Below are 21,488 nucleotides of genomic sequence, written 5' to 3' on the forward strand. Positions count from 1 at the left end.
CTGGTGGTTTTACTGTCCTCCTGCTACGGGTTGGCTATCGTTGATCCGTAGATGGCGGACGCGCGCGACGCTTCACTCAAAAACAAAGCCCAAGCGGAGTACCACAGATGGCGTTTTTCACCGCAGCCAGCAAAGCCGACTTCCAGCATCAACTGCAAGCGGCCCTGGCGCAGCACATCAGCGAACAGGCACTGCCACAAGTGGCGCTGTTCGCCGAACAGTTCTTCGGCATCATCTCTCTTGACGAATTGACCCAGCGCCGCCTTTCCGACCTGGCCGGTTGCACCCTGTCTGCCTGGCGGATTATCGAGCGTTTCGACCCTGCCCAGCCGCAGGTCCATGTCTACAACCCCGATTACGAGCGTCATGGCTGGCAGTCGACCCACACGGCTGTGGAAGTCCTGCACCATGACCTGCCGTTTCTGGTCGATTCGGTACGTACCGAGCTGAACCGCCGCGGCTACAGCATCCATACCCTGCAAACCACCGTACTGAGCGTGCGTCGCGGGGCCAAGGGGGAGCTGCTGGAAATCCTGCCCAAGGGCACTCACGGCGAGGGCGTTTCGCAAGAATCGCTGATGTACCTGGAAATCGACCGCTGTGCAAACGCTGCCGAGCTCAATGTGCTGACCCGCGAGCTGGAACAGGTGCTGGCCGAAGTGCGCGTTGCGGTTGCCGATTTCGAGCCGATGAAAGCCAAGCTGCGCGATCTGCTGACGCTGGTCGAGCAAACCGCTTATGCCCCGGCTCAGGCGGAGAAATCCGAGGTCAAGGACTTCCTGCAATGGCTGGTGGGCAACCACTTCACCTTCCTCGGTTATGAAGAATTTGTGGTCCAGGCGGATGCCGAGGGCGGCCAGCTGGTTTATGACGAGCAGTCGTTCCTGGGGCTGACCCGCTTGCTGCGCGCCGGCCTCACCGCCGAAGACCTGCGCATCGAAGATTACGCGGTCAATTACCTCAACGAGCCGCTGCTGCTGTCGTTCGCCAAGGCCGCTTACCCGAGCCGCGTGCACCGTCCGGCCTACCCGGACTATGTGTCGATCCGCCAGCTGGATGCCGACGGCAAGGTCATCAAGGAATGCCGCTTCATGGGCCTGTACACCTCGTCGGTGTACGGCGAAAGCGTGCGCAACATCCCCTACATCCGTGGCAAGGTGGCCGAAGTCGAGCGCCGCTCCGGTTTTGATCCGAAAGCCCATTTGGGCAAAGAACTGGCGCAAGTCCTAGAAGTCCTGCCGCGCGATGATCTGTTCCAGACCCCAGTGGATGAGATGTTCACCACTGTCATGTCGATCGTGCAGATCCAGGAGCGCAACAAGATCCGCGTGTTCCTGCGCAAAGACCCCTACGGTCGCTTCTGCTACTGCCTGGCCTACGTGCCGCGTGACATCTACTCCACCGAAGTGCGGCAGAAGATCCAGCAGGTGCTGATGGATCGCCTGAAAGCCAGCGATTGCGAGTTCTGGACCTTCTTCTCCGAGTCGGTGCTGGCGCGCGTGCAGCTGATTCTGCGCGTCGACCCGAAAAACCGCATCGATATCGACCCGCTGCAGCTGGAAAACGAAGTCATCCAGGCCTGCCGTTCGTGGCAGGACGATTACGCCACCCTGACCGTCGAAAGCTTCGGCGAAGCCCAGGGCACCAATATCCTCGCCGACTTCCCGAAAGGCTTCCCTGCTGGCTACCGCGAACGCTTTGCTGCGCACTCGGCGGTGGTCGACATGCAGCATGTGCTGACCTTGTCCGATCGCAAGCCGCTGGTGATGAGCTTCTACCAGCCGCTGACCCAGGCCGGCAAACAGCAGTTGCACTGCAAGCTCTACCACGCTGATACGCCGCTGGCGCTCTCGGACGTCTTGCCGATCCTGGAAAACCTCGGCCTGCGCGTGCTCGGTGAGTTCCCGTATCGCCTGCGCCACGCCAACGGCCGCGAATTCTGGATTCATGACTTTGCCTTCACCTACAGCGAAGGCCTGAACCTGGATATCCAGCAGCTCAACGACACCCTGCAGGATGCCTTTGTCCACATCGTCAAGGGCGATGCGGAAAACGACGCATTCAACCGCCTGGTGCTGACTGCCGGTTTGCCATGGCGCGATGTCGCCTTGCTGCGAGCCTATGCACGCTACCTCAAGCAGATCCGTCTGGGCTTTGACCTGGGTTACATCGCCAGCACCCTGAACAACCATACCGACATTGCCCGCGAGCTGACCCGGTTGTTCAAGACCCGCTTCTACCTGGCGCGCAAGCTCTCCAGTGAAGACCTGGACGACAAGCAACTGCGCCTGGAACAAGCGATTCTCACCGCGCTCGATGATGTTCAGGTACTCAACGAAGACCGCATCCTGCGTCGCTATCTGGACCTGATCAAGGCGACCCTGCGGACCAACTTCTATCAAACCGACGCCCAGGGCCAGGCCAAGTCGTACTTCAGCTTCAAGTTCAACCCCAAACTGATTCCCGAGCTGCCCAAGCCGGTGCCCAAGTTCGAGATCTTCGTTTACTCGCCGCGGGTCGAAGGCGTGCACCTGCGTTTCGGCAACGTGGCCCGTGGCGGTCTGCGCTGGTCGGACCGTGAAGAAGACTTCCGCACCGAAGTGCTGGGTCTGGTAAAAGCCCAACAGGTGAAGAACTCGGTCATTGTCCCGGTGGGTGCCAAAGGTGGCTTCCTGCCGCGTCGTCTGCCGCTGGGTGGCAGCCGCGATGATATTCAGGCTGAAGGCATCGCCTGCTACCGGATCTTCATTTCCGGACTGCTGGACATCACCGACAACCTCAAGGACGGCGCCCTGGTGCCGCCGGCCAACGTCGTGCGTCACGACGATGACGACCCGTACCTGGTCGTTGCGGCCGACAAGGGCACGGCGACCTTCTCCGACATCGCCAACGGCATTGCCATCGATTACGGCTTCTGGCTGGGGGATGCCTTTGCCTCCGGTGGTTCGGCCGGTTACGACCACAAGAAGATGGGCATTACGGCCCGCGGTGCCTGGGTGGGCGTACAGCGTCACTTCCGTGAGCGCGGCATCAACGTCCAGGAAGACCCGATTACTGTGGTTGGCGTCGGCGACATGGCCGGCGACGTGTTCGGTAACGGCTTGCTGATGTCCGAGAAGCTGCAACTGGTGGCCGCGTTCAACCACCTGCACATCTTCATCGATCCGAATCCGGAGCCCGCCAGCAGCTTCGCCGAGCGCAAGCGCCTGTTCGACCTGCCGCGTTCGGCCTGGAGCGATTACGACACCAGCATCATGTCCGAAGGTGGCGGGATTTTCCCGCGTAGCGCGAAGAGCATCGCGATCACGCCGCAGATGAAAGAACGCTTCGCCATCGACGCCGACAAGCTGACCCCGACCGAGCTGCTCAACGCCTTGCTCAAGGCGCCGGTTGACCTGCTGTGGAACGGCGGCATCGGCACCTACGTCAAGTCCAGCGAGGAAAGCCACGCCGATGTCGGCGACAAGGCCAACGATGCGCTGCGCGTAGACGGCAACGAGTTGCGCTGCAAAGTGGTGGGCGAGGGCGGCAACCTCGGCATGACCCAGTTGGGGCGCGTCGAATTCGGCCTCAATGGCGGTGCCACCAACACCGACTTCATCGACAACGCCGGTGGTGTGGACTGCTCCGATCACGAGGTCAATATCAAAATCCTGCTCAACGAAGTGGTGCAGGCTGGCGACATGACCGAAAAGCAGCGTAACCAGCTGCTGGGCAGCATGACCGATGAAGTTGCTGGCCTGGTGCTGGGCAACAACTACAAGCAGACCCAGGCGCTGTCGTTGGCGGCGCGTCGTGCCCGTGAGCGGATCGCCGAATACAAGCGCCTGATGGCTGACCTCGAAAGCCGTGGCAAGCTGGACCGGGCCATCGAATTCCTGCCCACCGAAGAGCAGTTGGTGGAGCGTCTGGCCGCCAATCAGGGGCTGACCCGTGCCGAGCTGTCGGTGTTGATCTCCTACAGCAAGATCGACCTCAAGGAGCAGTTGCTCAAGTCGCTGGTGCCGGATGACGACTACCTGACCCGTGACATGGAAACGGCCTTCCCGCCGTCGCTGGTGAGCAAATTCGCCGAGGCCATGCGTCGCCATCGCCTGAAGCGCGAGATCGTCAGCACCCAGATCGCCAACGATCTGGTCAACAACATGGGCATCACCTTTGTTCAGCGCCTGAAAGAGTCCACCGGCATGAGCCCGGCGAATGTCGCCGGTGCCTACGTGATCGTGCGTGACATCTTCCACCTGCCGCACTGGTTCCGTCAGATCGAAGCCCTGGATTACCAGGTCTCGGCCGACATCCAGCTGACCCTGATGGATGAGCTGATGCGCCTGGGGCGTCGGGCTACGCGCTGGTTCCTGCGCAGCCGTCGCAATGAGCAGGATGCCGGGCGTGATGTTGCGCATTTCGGGCCGAAGATCGCGCAATTGGGGCTCAAGCTTGATGAGCTGCTGGAAGGGCCGACCCGCGAGCGCTGGATGACCCGTTACCAAAGCTTCGTTGAAGCGGGTGTGCCGGAGCTGCTGGCGCGCATGGTTGCAGGCACCACGCACTTGTACACCTTGTTGCCGATCATCGAAGCCTCCGATGTCACTGGCCGGGATCCGGCGGAAGTGGCCAAGGCCTTCTTTGCGGTCGGCAGTGCCCTGGACCTGACCTGGTACCTGCAGGAAATCAGCAACCTGTCGGTGGAAAGCAACTGGCAGGCGCTGGCGCGCGAGGCCTTCCGCGATGACATCGACCTGCAGCAGCGGGCGATCACCATCTCGGTACTGCAGATGGCCAATGCCCCCGACGACATGGATGCGCGGGTGGCGTTGTGGCTGGAGCAGCACCGTGTGATGGTCGAGCGCTGGCGTGCGATGCTCGACGAACTGCGTGCCGCGACCGGTAACGATTACGCCATGTATGCGGTGGCGAACCGTGAGCTGGTGGATCTGGCCCTGAGCGGTCAGGCGGCGGTGGTGCCGTCTTGAGTCTGAGCTGAAATGAAAAGCCCCGGCAATTGCCGGGGCTTTTTTTGACCTTGTAGGGGGTTACTTGAACCTGCGTTCTACACCCTTCTCGACAAGAATCTTCGCCGAGATCTCTTCCACCGAGAAATGTGTGGAGTTGATGTTGGGAATGTTCTCGCGACGGAACAGGTTCTCCACCTCGCGCACCTCGAATTCGCACTGGGCAAAGCTCGAATAGCGGCTGTTGGGCTTTCGCTCATGACGGATGGCCGTCAGGCGGTCCGGATCAATCGTCAGGCCGAACAGCTTGTTGTGGTGCTTTTTCAGTACGGCGGGCAGTTGCAGGCGTTCCATGTCGTCTTCGGTCAGCGGGTAGTTGGCTGCGCGAATGCCGAATTGCATGGCCATGTACAGGCAGGTCGGGGTTTTACCGCAACGTGACACACCGACCAGGATCAGGTCGGCCTTGTCGTAGTAGTGGGTGCGGGCGCCATCGTCGTTGTCCAGCGCGAAGTTGACCGCCTCGATACGCTCCATGTAGTTGGAATTGCCGCCAATGGAGTGGGACTTGCCCACCGAATACGACGAGTGGGCGGTCAGCTCCTGCTCCAGCGGCGCCAGGAAGGTCGAGAAAATGTCGATCATGAAGCCGTTGGAGGTGGCCAGCACCTCACGGATATCCTGGTTGACGATGGTGTCGAAGATGATCGGGCGCATGCCATCGCGTTCAGCTGCGCTATTGATCTGTTGTACCATGGCCCGCGCTTTTTCCACGCTGTCGATATACGGACGCGTGAATTTATTGAACGGAATGCTATCGAATTGGGCCAGCAGACTCTGTCCCAGCGTCTCGGCGGTGATGCCCGTGCCATCGGAGATAAAGAAAGCAGATCGTTTCATTTGCGCCTTGGGCCTTAAGCTGGTGACAAATCTTGTTTATGATAGGTTCGGTTTGCCGAACGCTGGTTGTCGGCATTCTCACTTATTTTCCAGGTCCAGGCCACAAGCGCCCGGTCAAGCCAGAGCAGGCAGGCGGGCGACCTGAGCTTTTCCAACACAGTTAGTGGAGAGATCACCTTGGTAGAGTACGTAGTTTCCCTCGATAAGCTCGGCGTCCATGATGTGGAGCATGTGGGGGGCAAGAACGCATCCCTGGGCGAGATGATCAGTAACCTCGCAGGTGCCGGAGTATCGGTCCCCGGCGGCTTTGCCACTACGGCTCAGGCGTACCGTGACTTCCTCGAACAGAGTGGCCTGAACGCGCAGATTCATGCTGCGCTCGACGCACTGGATGTCGATGACGTCAACGCCCTGGCCCGTACCGGTGCGCAAATCCGTCAATGGATCATGGAAGCCGAGTTCCCCGAGCGGCTGAACAGCGAAATCCGTACCGCGTTTGCTGAAATGTCCCAAGGCAACCCGAACATGGCCGTCGCCGTACGTTCTTCGGCCACCGCCGAAGACCTGCCAGACGCCTCGTTTGCCGGCCAGCAGGAAACCTTCCTGAACATTCGCGGTGTCGACAACGTCATCCGTGCCGCCAAGGAAGTGTTTGCCTCTCTGTTCAACGATCGCGCCATTTCCTACCGTGTGCACCAGGGCTTCGACCACAAGCTGGTGGCCCTGTCTGCCGGTGTGCAGCGCATGGTGCGTTCGGAAACCGGAACAGCCGGCGTGATGTTCACTCTCGACACCGAGTCGGGCTTCCGTGATGTCGTGTTCATCACCGGCGCCTACGGCCTGGGCGAAACCGTCGTTCAGGGCGCGGTCAACCCGGACGAATTCTATGTCCACAAGGGCACGCTGGAGGCGGGCCGTCCGGCCATCCTGCGCCGTAACCTGGGCAGCAAAGCGATCAAGATGATCTATGGCGAAGAAGCCAAGGCCGGTCGTTCGGTCAAGACCGTTGATGTCGACAAGGCCGACCGCGCACGCTTCTGCCTGAGCGACGCCGAAGTCAGCGAGCTGGCCAAGCAGGCGATGATCATCGAGAAGCACTACAAGTGCCCGATGGACATCGAATGGGCCAAAGACGGCGACGACGGCAAGCTGTACATCGTTCAGGCCCGTCCTGAAACCGTGAAGAGCCGCGCCCAGGCCAACGTCATGGAGCGTTACCTGCTCAAGGAAACCGGTACCGTTCTGGTTGAAGGCCGTGCCATTGGCCAGCGCATCGGCGCCGGCAAGGTGCGGATCATCAAGGACGTCTCGGAGATGGACAAGGTCCAGGCCGGTGACGTGCTGGTATCGGACATGACCGATCCGGACTGGGAACCGGTGATGAAGCGCGCCAGCGCCATCGTCACCAACCGTGGCGGACGTACCTGCCACGCGGCGATCATTGCCCGTGAGCTGGGTATCCCGGCAGTGGTCGGTTGCGGCAACGCCACCCAGTTGCTCAAGGATGGCCAGGGCGTGACCGTTTCCTGCGCCGAAGGCGACACTGGCTTCATCTTCGAAGGCGAACTGGGCTTCGACGTCAAGCAGAACTCTGTCGACGCCATGCCCGATCTGCCGTTCAAGATCATGATGAACGTCGGTAACCCCGACCGTGCCTTTGATTTCGCCCAGCTGCCCAACGCCGGTGTCGGCCTGGCGCGCCTGGAGTTCATCATCAACCGCATGATCGGTGTGCACCCCAAGGCACTGCTGAACTACGCGGGCCTGCCGCAGGAGCTCAAAGAGAGCGTCGACAAGCGCATCGCCGGTTACAACGACCCGGTGGGCTTCTATGTCGAGAAGCTGGTCGAGGGTATCAGCACCCTGGCCGCAGCGTTCTGGCCGAAAAAGGTGATTGTGCGTCTGTCGGACTTCAAGTCCAACGAATACGCCAACCTGATCGGCGGCAAGCTCTACGAGCCGGAAGAAGAAAACCCGATGCTGGGCTTCCGTGGTGCTTCGCGTTACATCAGCGAAACCTTCCGTGACTGCTTCGAGCTTGAGTGCCGCGCACTCAAGCGCGTGCGTAACGAAATGGGCCTGACCAACGTCGAGATCATGGTGCCGTTCGTGCGTACCCTGGGCGAAGCCAGCCAGGTGGTCGACCTGCTGGCCGAAAACGGTCTGGCGCGCGGCGACAACGGCCTGCGCGTGATCATGATGTGCGAACTGCCATCCAACGCCATCCTGGCCGAAGAGTTCCTCGAGTACTTCGATGGTTTCTCCATCGGCTCCAACGACCTGACCCAGCTGACCCTGGGCCTGGACCGCGACTCGGGGATCATCGCTCACCTGTTCGACGAGCGTAACCCTGCAGTCAAGAAGCTGCTCGCCAATGCCATCCAGGCTTGCAACAAGGCGGGCAAGTACATCGGTATCTGTGGTCAGGGGCCATCCGACCACCCGGACCTGGCCAAGTGGCTGATGGAGCAGGGTATCGAAAGCGTTTCGCTGAACCCGGACTCGGTACTCGAGACCTGGTTCTTCCTCGCCGAAGGCGAGGCTGCGAACTGATACGCTGAACCGGAACCTTCACCCGCCTCGGGCGCGGTGAAGGTTCCGACCGTTTTCCAGGGCGTGTACCAGTGATGGTTCCCGCCCTTTTTCGTGCAAGAACCCTATGCAAAGCAGCAGTACTCTATTTCCCGTGGCCTTGCTCAGTGCTGAGCGCCGGGGTGATCTGAGCGAGGATGTGTACCGGATCAAAGCCGGAAACAGCCCGGATCGCACGGTTGAACTGGCGGTTACCCGCTTGGGCATGGCTGATCAGGCCGAAGTGCGCGGCACCCCGGTCATTCTGCTGCACGGCAGCTTTTCCAACCGGCGCTTCTGGTATTCGCCCCGTGGCATCGGCCTGGGCGCTTATCTGGCACGCGCCGGTTTCGATGTGTGGATCCCGGAAATGCGCGGTCACGGCCTGTCACCGCGCAACCGCGACTACCGCAGCAATCGCGTTGCCGATTATGCCCGCTACGACCTGCCTGTGATTGGTGCTTTTGTCAGTGAAAAATGCGGTCGCGCCGCGCACTGGGTCGGCCATTCGCTGGGGGGCACAACACTGGCGGCGGCATTGGGCGGCGAATACCTGGCGACCGATCTGGTGGCCAGTGCGGCGTTTTTCGGCACGCAGGTCAGCCGCACCTACTGGCCGTTGAAAATTCCGCCGGTGGAGTGGGGCGGGCGCTTGCTGCTCAAGCGCTTTGCGCAACTGTCGGGTACCCGGCTCAAGCGCGGCCCCGAGGACGAGCCGATAGGCCTGGCCCTGGAAAGCATGCGCTGGTTTGGCCTGTTCGGCCGCTTTGGCGACAAGGATCGCGACTGGTGGGCAGGGCTGGCCGAGATTGATGTGCCGGTGCTGGCTGTGGCTGCGGCGGGGGATCACCAGGACCCGGTGTGGGCATGCCGCAAGCTGTTCGAGCAGTTGGGCAGTGAGCAAAAGCAGTTTATCCGGCTGGGGCGCGAGGAGGGTTTCGACAACTTCGGTCATGTCGACATGCTCGTCAGCAAGCCGGCGCAGGTGCAGGTCTGGCCGCTGGTCGAGCGCTGGCTGCTCAACCCGCTGGCGCCGCTGCGTGAAGAGACGCCCGAAGGCGTTTCGCCAGCACCCAGTTATCGCTAAGATATGACGATTGTTTCGGTTTCGGTCATTTAAGGGGTATTGGTTGGCGTATCGTTCGCTGACCGTAAGGCAATCGGCACGACAGCGGGTGACCGGGTCGGTGTCGACGGTGTAGCCTTGGGGGTAAAGCCGCATCGCTGCACCTCGTCTCTTCAATGGCACTGCGACTTCACATCCAATGTCTTGGCAATCGACAGGAGTTACCCATGCATTATCTCACGCCCGATTTGTGCGACGCCTACCCGGACCTGGTGCAGGTGGTGGAGCCAATGTTCAGCAACTTTGGTGGCCGCGATTCTTTTGGTGGGCAAATTGTCACCATCAAGTGCTTCGAGGACAACTCGCTGGTCAAGGAGCAGGTTGATCTGGACGGCAAGGGCAAAGTGCTGGTGGTTGACGGTGGCGGCTCGCTGCGCCGCGCGCTGCTGGGTGACATGCTGGCCGAGAAGGCCGCCAAGAATGGCTGGGAAGGCCTGGTGATCTACGGTTGCGTGCGTGACGTCGATGTCCTGGCGCAAACCGACGTTGGTGTTCAGGCCCTGGCCAGTCACCCGATGAAGACCGACAAGCGCGGCATTGGTGACCTTGATGTGGTCGTGACCTTTGCCGGGGTGACGTTCCGCCCGGGCGAGTACATCTACGCTGACAACAACGGTGTGATTGTTTCGCCAAGCCCGCTTAAAATGCCGGAATAAGCACTGAAACCGCTAAGTGGAGCAGGAATGTTCGAGGAAGAAAACGCGCAGTGGGGGCTGGTGCATGCCCTGGTGCTCGATGGCAAAGGCGGTGCACGCTCGATCGCTCGAACTGAACTGGACGACCTGCAGCTGCAACCGGAGCAGAGCCTCTGGTTGCACTGGGATCGCAGTCATCCGCAAACCCGTACCTGGTTGCGTCAGGACAGTGGCCTGAGCGAATTTGCCTGCGACCTGCTCCTGGAAGAAAACACCCGCCCGCGGCTGTTGGCCTTGCCTGACGAGCAGATGCTGCTGTTCTTGCGTGGGGTCAACCTCAACCCGGGGGCCGAGCCCGAAGACATGGTGTCGGTGCGCATTTTCGCCCGTGCTCAACAGGTGATTTCCCTGCGTTTGCGGCCGTTGCGCGCCAGTGACGAGTTGCTGCAGCAACTGGCTGAGGGACGCGGACCGAAAACGGCCTCCGAGCTGTTGTTGAGCATGGCGCAACTGTTGACCGAGAAGGTCCAGGCGTTGGTCAGCGACCTCTCGGAAGTGGTCGATCTGGAAGAAGAAAAGCTCGAGGCCGACAAACGGTATGCACCCGAACAGGGCTCACTGCAGCAGATTCGCCGGCGAGCAGCAGGCCTGCGCCGCTTTCTCGCACCGCAACGCGAGCTGTATGCGCAACTGGCACGCAACAAGTGGAGCTGGTTCGCCGCAGACGATGGCGACTACTGGAACGAGCTGAACAACAGCCTGATCCGCTACCTCGAAGAGCTGGAACTGACCCGTGAGCGTGCGGCGCTGGTGCTCGAAAGTGAAGACCGCCGGCGTGCCGAGCGGATGAACCGGACCATGTACCGGTTCGGCATCATCACCTGCATATTCCTGCCGATGAGCTTTGTCACCGGCTTGCTGGGTATCAATGTGGGGGGGATTCCCGGGTCGGACAGCCCCTATGGTTTCCTGTTCGCCAGCCTGCTGGTACTGGGCCTGGCGCTCGGGCAGTGGTGGCTGTTTCGCCGCCTGCGCTGGGTGTGACGGGGTGCACGTTGTGAACATTCAGTCACCAACTGTCCGCCCGGTTCATGTGACCCGCGCCGTAACGACCTCGTCTTTGACTGATATTGCGCGAGGTGCCTATGCACGATCCGTTTGAAGAATCCCTGCGAGACCTGCTCAAGGCCTCGCCGTCCGGCCAGGACCGCGACGACGATGCCTGCCTTGGGCGGGTGCTGAAAACCGCCAACCGCCAGGTCGGCGCGGGCGATCTGTTCAGCCTGCTTGGCCGCTGGAGCCAGGCGTTGATGATCGCTGTCAATAATGGCTCGGCGCATGTTGCGCCGGTCCGGCGTAATGCTACCGCTCGTAAAGCTGATAAGGCCGATTGACTATGGAACTTAATCTCTGGACGCAGAGCTTGCTCACCGCAATGACTGCGTTGTGGACCAAAGTGGCGAACTTTATCCCCAACCTGTTCGGCGCGCTGGTTGTGGTGCTGCTCGGTTTTGTCGTGGCCAAGTTGCTCGACACCCTGTTGTCCAAGTTGTTGGCCAAGCTTGGGCTGGACCGCTTGATGGGCGGCACCGGGCTGACCAAGATGCTTGACCGGGTCGGCATCCAGGTCCCCATCTCGACCCTGATCGGCAAGATCGTTTACTGGTTCGTGCTGTTGATCTTCCTGGTCTCGGCGGCTGAATCGCTTGGCCTTGAGCGGGTGTCGGCAACCCTGGACATGCTGGCCCTGTACCTGCCCAAGGTATTTGGTGCGGCGCTGGTACTGCTGGCCGGTGTATTGCTGGCGCAGCTGGTCAACGGCCTGGTGCGCGGTGCGGCCGAAGGCATCGGTCTGGAGTATGCAGCCGGTGTCGGGCGCATTGCCCAGGGTCTGGTGATCATCATCAGCATTTCAGTGGCAATCAGCCAGCTTGAGGTCAAAACCGACCTGCTGAACCACGTTATCGTCATCGGATTGATTACCGTTGGTCTGGCCGTTGCCTTGGCGATGGGCCTCGGTAGCCGTGAAATTGCCGGTCAGATTCTGGCCGGGATCTATGTGCGAGAGCTCTATCAGGTGGGCCAACAGGTGCAGGTTGGAGAGGTCGAAGGTCAAATCGAGGAGATCGGCACGGTCAAGACGACCCTGCTGACCGATGACGGCGAGCTGGTTTCGTTGTCCAACCGGATTCTCCTGGAGCAGCGAGTCAATAGCCGCTAACCGGGTAATCCTGCTAATGTATGCCGCCGCGAAATTACCCCAGGCAGGGGTAAGCGGCGACATTGACCTGACTGTCGGCCAGATTCGTTTTGAATAAAGTTCACTCGCTGCCCATGCGTTACGACCCCCGCGAGCTCACTGATGAGGAGTTGGTGGCGCGTTCGCATGAGGAGCTGTTTCATGTTACTCGCGCGTATGAGGAGCTCATGCGCCGCTACCAGCGAACTCTTTTTAATGTGTGCGCACGTTATCTGGGGAACGATCGGGACGCTGACGATGTCTGTCAGGAGGTGATGCTCAAGGTGCTCTATGGCCTGAAGAATTTCGAGGGCAAGTCGAAATTCAAGACTTGGCTTTACAGCATCACCTATAACGAATGCATCACCCAGTACCGCAAGGAGCGACGTAAACGCCGTCTAATGGACGCGTTGAGTCTGGATCCCCTTGAGGAGGCCTCTGAAGAAAAGGCACCGAAAGCGGAAGAGAAAGGCGGGCTGGACAAGTGGCTAGTGCATGTAAATCCGATTGACCGTGAAATTCTGGTGCTACGATTTGTCGCAGAGCTGGAATTTCAGGAGATCGCCGATATCATGCATATGGGCCTTAGCGCAACGAAAATGCGGTATAAACGTGCGCTAGACAAGCTACGTGAGAAATTTGCGGGCCTTGCTGAAACTTAGTAGCGCGCAAATATCTCTAACGTACCGGCAAGTTCTGCTAAACTTGCCGTCGAGTTGTCCCCCGGATGTTGGTGGGACTGCTTAACTATCACCAGATGGGGATTTAACGGATGAAATTGAAAAACACCTTGGGCTTGGCCATTGGTTCTCTTGTAGCCGCAACTTCCTTCGGCGCTCTGGCACAAGGCCAAGGCGCGGTCGAAATTGAAGGCAACGTCACCAAGCAGTACTACGATAGCGAGCGCAATTTCAAGAACGACGGCACCAACCCTGGTGTTCGCCTCGGTTACTTCCTGACCGACGACCTGTCCCTGGACCTGGGCTACAACGAAACTCACAACGTTCGTGGCGATGTCTTCAACAAGGACATCAAAGGCTCGAAAGCTAAACTCGACGCTACCTACCACCTGGGCACCGTAGGCGACGCAGTACGTCCTTACGTTTCCGCAGGTTTTGCTCACGAGAGCCTGGGCCAGAGCTTCAACAACGGTCGTGACCACTCCACCTTCGCCAACGTTGGCGCTGGCGCCAAGTGGTACATCACCGACATGTTCTTCGCCCGTGCTGGCGTTGAAGCCATGTACAACATCGACAACGGCAACACCGAGTGGGGCCCATCCCTGGGTCTGGGTCTGAACTTCGGTGGTAGCGGCGGCAAAGTAGCTGCTCCTGCTCCAGTTGCTGAAGTCTGCTCCGACAGCGACAACGACGGCGTTTGCGACAACGTTGACAAGTGCCCTGACACCCCAGCCAACGTTACCGTTGACGCTGACGGCTGCCCGGCTGTTGCCGAAGTCGTACGTGTTGAGCTGGACGTCAAGTTCGACTTCGACAAGTCGGTCGTCAAGCCAAACAGCTACGGTGACATCAAGAACCTGGCTGACTTCATGAAGCAGTACCCACAGACCACCACCACTGTTGAAGGTCACACTGACTCCGTCGGTCCTGACGCTTACAACCAGAAGCTGTCTGAGCGTCGTGCAAACGCCGTTAAGCAGGTTCTGACCAACCAGTACGGCGTAGAATCGAGCCGTGTTGAGTCGGTTGGCTACGGTGAAACCCGTCCGGTTGCCGACAACGCCACCGACGCTGGTCGCGCTGTTAACCGTCGCGTAGAAGCACAAGTAGAAGCCCAAGCCAAGTAATTGGTCCAGGCACTACTGAAAAGCCCGGCTTAGGCCGGGCTTTTCTTTGCCTGCGATTCAGGCGCTGAGCTGGATCAGCGCTGCAGCGTCGTGCGACGCCACTTCGCCGATCACCAGAATCGCCGGGCTGTTCAGTTTGAAGCGATTGGCCGCATCGGTCAGTTGCCCCAGGGTACAACGCTGTTCGCGCTGCTGCGGCAAGGACGCGTTTTCAATCATGGCAATCGGTGTCTGTGCCGGTAAGCCTCCTTCCAGCAAGCCTTGCTGAATCTCCGCCAGTTTACTGACCCCCATGTACACCACCAGGGTGGTGCCGCCTTGTGCCAGCGCCTGCCAGTTCAGCGGGCTGTCATCCTGCGTGTGTGCCGTCACCAGCGTTACGCCGCGGCTGACTCCGCGCAAGGTCAGAGAAATACCACATTGGGTTGCGCCCGCCAGGCCGGCGGTTATGCCATTGACCAGTTCCGTTTCGATTCCGTGCGCCTGCAGCCACGCGGCTTCTTCGCCACCACGGCCGAAAATGCACGGGTCACCGCCTTTGAGGCGTGCCACACAGCGCCCCTGGCGGGCATAGCGCAGCATCAGGCGCTGGATGAAGGCCTGCGGGGTAGAGCGGCAACCGCCGCGCTTGCCAACGGCTATCACCCGCGCTGCGGGGCAGTGCACCAGTACTTCGGGGTTGACCAGGTCATCTATCAGCACCACATCGGCCTCACTGAGGGCGCGCGCGGCCTTGAGAGTCAGCAGTTCTGGGTCTCCAGGTCCTGCACCAATCAGCCAGACTTTCGCGTTCATCGGGTATTCCTCATCGGCAGGGGGCTGTCAGCCGTTTAGCAGGCAGATCAGCAGGATCAGGTTGAGTAGCAAAGAGAGCAATGCAAGGCCGCGCCAGACTTTCAGCGGTTCACGTTCAAGCAACGGCCGCGGCCGCACGCTCAGGTGCTGGCGTTCGCCTTGCTCAAGCAGCAACAGCCATTGCTCGGCGGTTTCAAAGCGTTGTTGCGGGTTGGCGGCCAGTGCCTGGTTGAGGTTGTGCTCCAGCCATTCGGGCACGTCCGGGCGATAGCGCGCGGTACTGGTGGGCTGGGCAAAGCGGGGGCGCTGAAAAGCTTCGATTTCGCCATAGGGGTAGTGCCCGGTCAGCAGGTGGAAGAGGGTGACGCCGACGCTGTAGAGATCCTGTTGTGGGCTGGGCGGCTCGCCCTCAAAGGCTTCCGGGGCAATGAAGGAGGGTGTGCCCGGTAGTTCATGGGTGCGGTCCTCGGAAAGGCCCGGACAAAACGCCAGACCAAAATCCAGCACGCGCAGCTGACCGTCGTCGCCCAGGTGCAGGTTTTCGGGCTTTATGTCGCGGTGCAGGATATTGCGCCGGTGCAACTGCCCGACCGCCTGCAACAGTTGTTGGGCGAGTGCTTGCCACTGCGACAGGGCAAGCGGGCCGTCACGGGTGAACAACTGGGCCAGTGTCTGGCCCGGGTATTCACGCATGAGGTAATACAAGTGCTGGCGCTGGCCGGCCGGATGCACTTCGGGGAAGTAGCGTCCGGCTACGCGACGCAAGAACCATTCTTCAAGCAGCAAGCTTTGCAATGCACCTGCTTCATCCTTGCGCGCTTGAGGCAGGGTTTTGAGGAGCCAGGCCTGCTGTTCGTGGTCGTGAACGCGGTACAGCAGGGACTGCCGGCTCTGGCAGAGCGTCTGCTCGACCGTCAGGCCATCGATTGCCTGGCCACTGCGCAGTGGCGCAGGCAATGGCCATTGCTGAAGCTGCGCCAGTGAGTCACCCAGGTTGCTTTCACCCAGCTGATCGACGCGCACCAGCAGGGCGCTGGCGTTGTCCTGGCTACCGCTGTAATGCGCCGAGCTGACCAGGGTCTGGGCAGCGTCCTGCAGGTCGATCTGCTCGCGCAGCACGGCCCTGATCTGTGATTCGCTGAGGCTGGCCCAGACACCGTCGCTCAGCAGCACAAAGCACTCGCCGGGGTGCAGTTCGCCCTCCAGGTAGTCGACCTGCAGGTGCTGGTCCAGGCCCAGGGCGCGTTTCAAAACGTGCTGCATACCGGGTTGGTCCCAGACATGGTCCTCGCTGATACGCTGCAGTTGCCCTGCGCCCCAGCGGTAGATCCGGCAGTCACCAACATGTGCCAGGGTGAAGCGCCGCCCTCGTAGCACCAGCGCGCTGAGGGTCGTGAGCAACGGCTGGCCGCCGCCATTGGCGCGCAACCAGCGGTTCTGGGCCAGCAGCAGACGATCCAAAGCCTGCGCCACGCCCCAGGTGGGCGGCGTGGCGTAGTAGTCCAGTGCCAAGGCCTGCAGGCTGGTGCGTGCCGCCAGGCCGCCGTCGGCACACTGGCTGACACCGTCGGCGAGGGCAAACAGGTAGCCTTTGCTGGCGGCCAGTTCCGGGTTGGGAGTGACCAGGCGCAGCGCGTCCTGGTTCTCTTCCCGGGGGCCGGTGGCGCTGGCCTGGGCGTAGCTCAGTTGCAGGCTCATGGCGGCGCCTCAGACCCGTGCTGCAGTTACGGCAGCAGAACCCCAGGTGGTGCGCCAGCGTTGTTTTACGCCATGCAGGCCGAACCAGGCCAGCACGCCGAGGCTGGCGAACAGCCACAGGCCCAGTTGATAGTCGCCGCTGTGCTGTTTGATTGCACCAAGACCGGCTGCAAGCAGAAACCCGCCAATACCGCCGGCCATGCCGATCAGGCCGGTCATCACCCCTATTTCCTGACGAAAGCGTTGTGGCACCAGCTGGAACACCGCGCCGTTACCTGCACCCAGGCCCAACATGGCGCTGACGAACAAGGCCAGGGCGGCGACCGAGCTGGGCAAGTTGAAGCCCACGGCGGCAATACAGATCGCGGCCACGGAGTACATCGCCAGCAAGGTGCGGGTGCCGCCAAAGCGATCGGCCAGGGCGCCGCCCAAGGGGCGCATCAGGCTGCCGCCGAAGACGCAGGCGGCGGTGTAGTAGCCGGCAGTGACCGGGCTCAGGCCGTACTGGTCGTTGAAGTAGCCGGGCAGGGCGCTGGCAAGGCCTATGAAACCGCCGAAGGTGACGCTGTAGAAAAACATGAACCACCAGCTGTCACGGTCGCCCAGGGCTTTGAGGTAGTCGGCCATGGCCTTGGGCTTGGGGCGTTCGGGGGCGTTGCGCGCCATCAGGGCGAACAGCACCAGGGTCAGGGTCAGCGGTATCACGGCGAAGCCGAAAACCGTATTCCAGCCAAAACTTGCTGCCAGTACAGGCGCCAGCAACGCGGCAAACACCGTACCGGAGTTGCCGGCGCCGGCAATGCCCATGGCCTTGCCTTGATGCTGGGCGGGGTACCACTGCGAGGCCAGCGGCAGTGAGACGGCAAACGAGGCGCCGGCGACGCCGAGGAATACGCCCAGCAGCAACACCTGCTCATAACTGTGGATGCCCAGGTTCCAGGCGCAGAACAGGGCGGCGATGACGATCACCTGGCCGATCAGGCCGGCGGTTTTCGGTGACAGGCGATCCACCAGGATACCCATGACAAACCGCAGGATGGCGCCTGCCAGGATCGGTGTGGCGACCATCAGGCCGCGCTGTTGGGTGGTCAGTTGCAAGTCGGTGGCAATTTGCACCGCCATGGGGCCGAGCAGGTACCAGACCATGAAGCTCAGGTCGAAATACAGAAAGGCGGCGAACAGCGTGGGGACATGCCCGGACTTCCAGAAACTCGTATTCATCGAACACCTCGTTGAACAGGGGCTGAAACGAAAAAGACGTCGCCTCCCGACCCGCGTGTGCGAGTGAGGGGGCGACGTCTTTGTCGTGGAGGGGCAACCGCCGTTGGCTACCGTTGAATATTCTCCTGCAAATGCCGGACCAGAATGTTCACTCCATCATCAGGTTTTCATCATGATTGTTGGCGATGGGAAATGCAGGGTCACAGGTCAGCTGCATCAGGCAGCTCCCTGTATCAGAGTAAGGGTGAGGAATATGCAAATTGTGCCATCTCTTTGCGGCCACGCAGTAAGTAGTGCAAGCACCGAAAATGCCTGTCGGGTTGAAGGGCTGACTAAAGGACAGGCGCTGCTAACATTGACAGCGCCGGGAAAGGAAAACTGGATTCAGGTCATGAGCTTGTACCTGTTGGGAAGCACGCCTGAGTGTACGGTGAGTGACTATCTAGTTAACCAGGGCGTGGATATTTCAAAACTTGATGCCAGCCAGCATAGTCAATACAAAGATCCGGTAAGGCGCTTTTTTGAAACAACTTTGTCGGCTGAGTACCTTCGACAGGCCGCACTCAACGATGGGTTAAACTCCCAGATCGCTGGTCTGGCTCGGGCGACCAGGGAGTACGTGAGAGACCTGTATATTTCCAAGGAGCATCTTGAGACTAAATTGGAGGGTTTGATTGCTGCCCGGGAAGCGGCAGGTGGCGATAACCCGGTACCTGAATGTCAGGTTGAGTTAATATCAGCGCGTATCGAGGCATTACAGAAAGCCGTGAAATTAATTGGTGATATGCGTAGCTTCGGTGATATCGACGAGGACCTGTTGCTTCAATATGAACAGAAGGAAAAACTGATTGAAATGGCAGCCCGGGGTGAGCGTCACCACGCATTATGTGGCTCATTGGCCGAGCACGCTGCGGTTATTCGACACCTTGAAGCCGGCGGTTACAGGATTGACCTGGGGCAACAGGAAACGCTGGATGATGATCGGGTTCAGCGCTTTTTACGGGACGTGAGCAACATTGTCTTCAGTGCTGCCCACGCAGCGGATCGAACAGCATTTCAAGGCCTGTACTGGCAAGCCAAAACATTTTCAAATGAATTTCGTGGGCGCCAGGAGTCGATTAACGAATGGTCCGAGTCGCTTTATCCGGGGACCATTAACAGGACGGCACCTTATAGTGATTTAATGTTTTCCCAACCCTTGTTGAAAACGACAGATCGCAGCATACCCAATTTGTCAGCTGGCTGGCCGACCGCGGTTGCGGCCTCAGAGGTTCAATCTTTCGTCAATTCGACTTCTGGTTTTGCATTTATGCAATTTCGGTTGCTGTTGGAGTTGGGTAGTTCAGGTATAGAGGAGAATAAACTGTTTGGTGTCTTGAGCGCTGGGCTGGTTTTTCTCACGGGCGGCCATAATCTCGAAGAAGTGATGGCCGGGTATCACGTCGAAGAACTGCAGAAGTTTATGCCGACGCTTGCGGACATTAACATGCAGTCCGTATTTGGCGATACGAGCCAAGGCAGCCCGCTTGCATTAGCATTTGAAAAAACCTGGGAATTTAATGAAGTCGTGTGCAATAAACTCCGTGTCAATCATGAGATTGTTCGGCTGGCGCAGCAATTGAGTGCGGCATCAACACCGCAAGGCTGATACTGCCCGGCCGTGAGGCAGGGCGTTGCATTCAGCCCAGCAAGTCGCTCATGGCGATGATCTGTTCGGCCACCTGGATCAGCTTCTGCTGCTTGCTCATGGCCTGGCGGCGCATCAGGGTGTAGGCCTGCTCTTCGTTGCAGTCCTTCATTTTCATGAGCAGGCCCTTGGCCAGTTCAATGCGCTTGCGTTCGGCCAATTGCTGGTCGCGGGCCTGTAATTGGGCCTTGAGCGCCTGGTCGCTCTCGAAGCGGGCCATGGCCACATCGAGGATCGGCTGCAGCCGCGCGGCATGGATGCCTTCGACGATGTAGGCGCTGACGCCGGCCTGGATGGCCTGGCGCATAACCCCAGGGTCATGCTCGTCGGTGAACATGACGATAGGTCGCGGCTGGTCACGGCTGACCAGGATGACTTGTTCCATCACATCCCGGCCCGGTGACTCGGTATCGATCAGTACCACGTCAGGGCGCACCGTTTCGACGCGTTCAGGCAGATCGATGGTTAGCCCGCAAACCTCAATGACGTCAAAGCCCGCTTCGGTCAGTGCGGCTTTGAGGCGCCCGACTTTTTTCTCGGTGTCGTCGATCAACAGGATTCGCAGCATGGTGGCGCTCCCTTGTCAGCGGCGGGCGAGGGCAGCAGGCGTTTCGGCCAGCGCGTGAAGGGTAAAGCTGCGTGCATAGCCCGCCGGGTCGCTGCCGTCCCACCAACTGCCGTCGATCAGCTGGCTGCGGCGCATGTTTTGCTCACTGCAGGGCACGCCCATGGCGCTGGCTGCGTCGCGGTACAGCGCCAGTTGTTGCACCTGGCTCGCCACGGCGAGGTAGTCGGGATCGCTTTGCAGCAAGCCCCAGCGGCGGAACTGGGTCATGAACCACATGCCGTCGGAGAGATAAGGCAGATTGGCGCGGCCCTCATCGTGCAGACGCAGGGCGTGGGGGTCGTGCCATTGATTGCCAAGCCCGTCCTGATAGTTGCCAAGCAGGCGCGGTTCGATGCAGCTCACCGGGGTGTCCAGGTACGTTTTGCCGCTCAGCAACTGAGCGGTGCTGTGACGGTTTTCCGGGCTTTGCTCGATGAAGCGGCTGGCGGCCAGGATCGCCTGGATCAGTGCCCGGGCCGTGTTGGGGTACTGCTCGACAAAGACACGGGTGCAACCGAGGACTTTTTCCGGGTGGTCGGGCCAGACCGACTGGCTGGTGGCCAGGGTGAAACCCTGACCCTGCGCGACGGCATCGGCCGACCAGGGCTCGCCGACACAAAAGCCGTCGATACGCCCGGCCTGCAGGTGCGCGAGCATCTGCGCGGGGGGCACCACCACGCTGTTGACATCGTGCAGCGGGTGGATGCCCTGGCTGGCGAGCCAGTAGTACAGCCACATGGCGTGGGTGCCAGTCGGGAAGGTCTGGGCAAAAGTCAGTTTTGTCCTGCTTTGGTGCACAAAGCGCTCCAGCGCTTCGGAACTGGTCACGCCTTTGCGCTGCAACGCCGAAGACAGGTTGATGCCCTGGCCGTTCTGGTTCAGGCCCATCAGCACCGCCATGTCAGTAGCGCCGGCTCCGCCGATGCCCAGTTGCAGCGCGTAGATCAGACCGTACAGGCTGTGGGCAGCGTCCAGTTCGCCACTCAACAGTTTGTCGCGCAGGCCTGCCCAGGAGCTCTGACGTCGCAGGTTCAGGCTCAGGCCGTAGGGTTGGGCAAATCCCTGGGTGGCCGCGACCACCAGTGGTGCGCAATCGGTAAGGGCCATGAAGCCCAGCTCCAGCAGCGGTTTTTCCGGTGCGTCGCTGCCATGGACCCAGGCCAGCGGATCGGCGCTCGGCATCTGTGAGGTTCTCCTGTGGGCGTGTTCGGGTACTGGAGCAAGGCTTGTGCCAGTGCTCATCAGTTTTT

16 protein-coding genes are annotated in these 21,488 nt (G+C 60.3%); 10 read left to right on the forward strand and 6 right to left on the reverse strand.

The genetic code is table 11. From position 1 onward, the window contains the following. Nucleotides 1–107 precede the first annotated feature (107 nt). Nucleotides 108–4,973, forward strand: a complete 4,866-nt coding sequence (locus I5S59_RS06070; RefSeq protein ID WP_197875816.1) for an NAD-glutamate dehydrogenase — start codon at nt 108–110, stop codon at nt 4,971–4,973. A 60-nt stretch (nt 4,974–5,033) separates the two neighbouring features. Here the strand turns inward: I5S59_RS06070 and ppsR are convergent, their stop codons facing one another. Then, nucleotides 5,034–5,852: a pyruvate, water dikinase regulatory protein gene (gene ppsR, locus I5S59_RS06075; RefSeq protein ID WP_128326085.1), complete on the reverse strand. Its 819-nt coding sequence runs from the start codon at nt 5,850–5,852 to the stop codon at nt 5,034–5,036. A 177-nt stretch (nt 5,853–6,029) separates the two neighbouring features. Between ppsR and ppsA the strand changes: the two genes are divergently transcribed. The 8 genes from ppsA (at nt 6,030) to I5S59_RS06115 (ending at nt 14,230) form a co-directional block, all read left to right on the forward strand. After that, on the forward strand, nt 6,030–8,405 hold the full coding sequence (gene ppsA, locus I5S59_RS06080) for a phosphoenolpyruvate synthase (RefSeq protein ID WP_128326086.1): 2,376 nt from the start codon (nt 6,030–6,032) through the stop codon (nt 8,403–8,405). 106 nt (nt 8,406–8,511) lie between these two features. Further along, nucleotides 8,512–9,510: an alpha/beta fold hydrolase gene (locus I5S59_RS06085; protein ID WP_197875817.1), complete on the forward strand. Its 999-nt coding sequence runs from the start codon at nt 8,512–8,514 to the stop codon at nt 9,508–9,510. Nucleotides 9,511–9,716: 206 nt separating this feature from the next. Then, on the forward strand, nt 9,717–10,205 hold the full coding sequence (rraA, locus tag I5S59_RS06090) for a ribonuclease E activity regulator RraA (protein WP_197875818.1): 489 nt from the start codon (nt 9,717–9,719) through the stop codon (nt 10,203–10,205). A gap of 27 nt (nt 10,206–10,232) precedes the next feature. Then, a complete protein-coding gene (locus I5S59_RS06095; RefSeq protein WP_197875819.1) occupies nt 10,233–11,228 on the forward strand; it encodes a zinc transporter ZntB in 996 nt (331 codons plus the stop codon). A gap of 95 nt (nt 11,229–11,323) precedes the next feature. Continuing rightward, on the forward strand, nt 11,324–11,578 hold the full coding sequence (locus I5S59_RS06100; RefSeq protein ID WP_371128640.1) for a CrfX protein: 255 nt from the start codon (nt 11,324–11,326) through the stop codon (nt 11,576–11,578). 2 nt (nt 11,579–11,580) lie between these two features. Beyond that, nucleotides 11,581–12,405, forward strand: coding sequence for a mechanosensitive ion channel family protein (locus tag I5S59_RS06105; protein ID WP_128326090.1), 825 nt, complete (start codon nt 11,581–11,583; stop codon nt 12,403–12,405). A gap of 113 nt (nt 12,406–12,518) precedes the next feature. Beyond that, nucleotides 12,519–13,085: an RNA polymerase sigma factor SigX gene (sigX, locus tag I5S59_RS06110; protein WP_128326429.1), complete on the forward strand. Its 567-nt coding sequence runs from the start codon at nt 12,519–12,521 to the stop codon at nt 13,083–13,085. 110 nt (nt 13,086–13,195) lie between these two features. Further along, nucleotides 13,196–14,230, forward strand: coding sequence for an OmpA family protein (locus I5S59_RS06115; RefSeq protein ID WP_197875821.1), 1,035 nt, complete (start codon nt 13,196–13,198; stop codon nt 14,228–14,230). A gap of 57 nt (nt 14,231–14,287) precedes the next feature. Here the strand turns inward: I5S59_RS06115 and cobA are convergent, their stop codons facing one another. From cobA to I5S59_RS06130, 3 genes are read right to left on the reverse strand one after another with little or no spacing between them, the layout of a single operon-like run. After that, a complete protein-coding gene (gene cobA, locus I5S59_RS06120; RefSeq protein ID WP_197875822.1) occupies nt 14,288–15,025 on the reverse strand; it encodes a uroporphyrinogen-III C-methyltransferase in 738 nt (245 codons plus the stop codon). A 27-nt stretch (nt 15,026–15,052) separates the two neighbouring features. Further along, the gene (locus I5S59_RS06125) at nt 15,053–16,723 is read right to left on the reverse strand and encodes a bifunctional protein-serine/threonine kinase/phosphatase (protein WP_197875823.1); all 1,671 of its coding nucleotides are present in this window, start codon (nt 16,721–16,723) and stop codon (nt 15,053–15,055) included. A gap of 9 nt (nt 16,724–16,732) precedes the next feature. Beyond that, a complete protein-coding gene (locus I5S59_RS06130; RefSeq protein WP_197875824.1) occupies nt 16,733–17,944 on the reverse strand; it encodes a nitrate/nitrite transporter in 1,212 nt (403 codons plus the stop codon). A 253-nt stretch (nt 17,945–18,197) separates the two neighbouring features. On the opposite strand from I5S59_RS06130, the gene I5S59_RS06135 reads away from it, so the two are divergent. After that, complete coding sequence (locus I5S59_RS06135; RefSeq protein WP_197875825.1) at nt 18,198–19,592, forward strand: hypothetical protein; 1,395 nt, start codon at nt 18,198–18,200, stop codon at nt 19,590–19,592. A gap of 31 nt (nt 19,593–19,623) precedes the next feature. Here I5S59_RS06135 and I5S59_RS06140 read toward each other — a convergent pair whose 3' ends face one another. Continuing rightward, nucleotides 19,624–20,199 (reverse strand): ANTAR domain-containing response regulator, encoded by a 576-nt coding sequence (locus I5S59_RS06140; protein ID WP_197875826.1) that lies wholly within the window; start codon nt 20,197–20,199, stop codon nt 19,624–19,626. Nucleotides 20,200–20,214: 15 nt separating this feature from the next. Next, nucleotides 20,215–21,420: a CmpA/NrtA family ABC transporter substrate-binding protein gene (locus tag I5S59_RS06145; protein WP_197875827.1), complete on the reverse strand. Its 1,206-nt coding sequence runs from the start codon at nt 21,418–21,420 to the stop codon at nt 20,215–20,217. Nucleotides 21,421–21,488: the final 68 nt, after the last annotated feature.

Origin of the sequence: Pseudomonas alkylphenolica (assembly GCF_016009175.1) — a bacterium.
Classification (GTDB): domain Bacteria; phylum Pseudomonadota; class Gammaproteobacteria; order Pseudomonadales; family Pseudomonadaceae; genus Aquipseudomonas; species Aquipseudomonas alkylphenolica_B.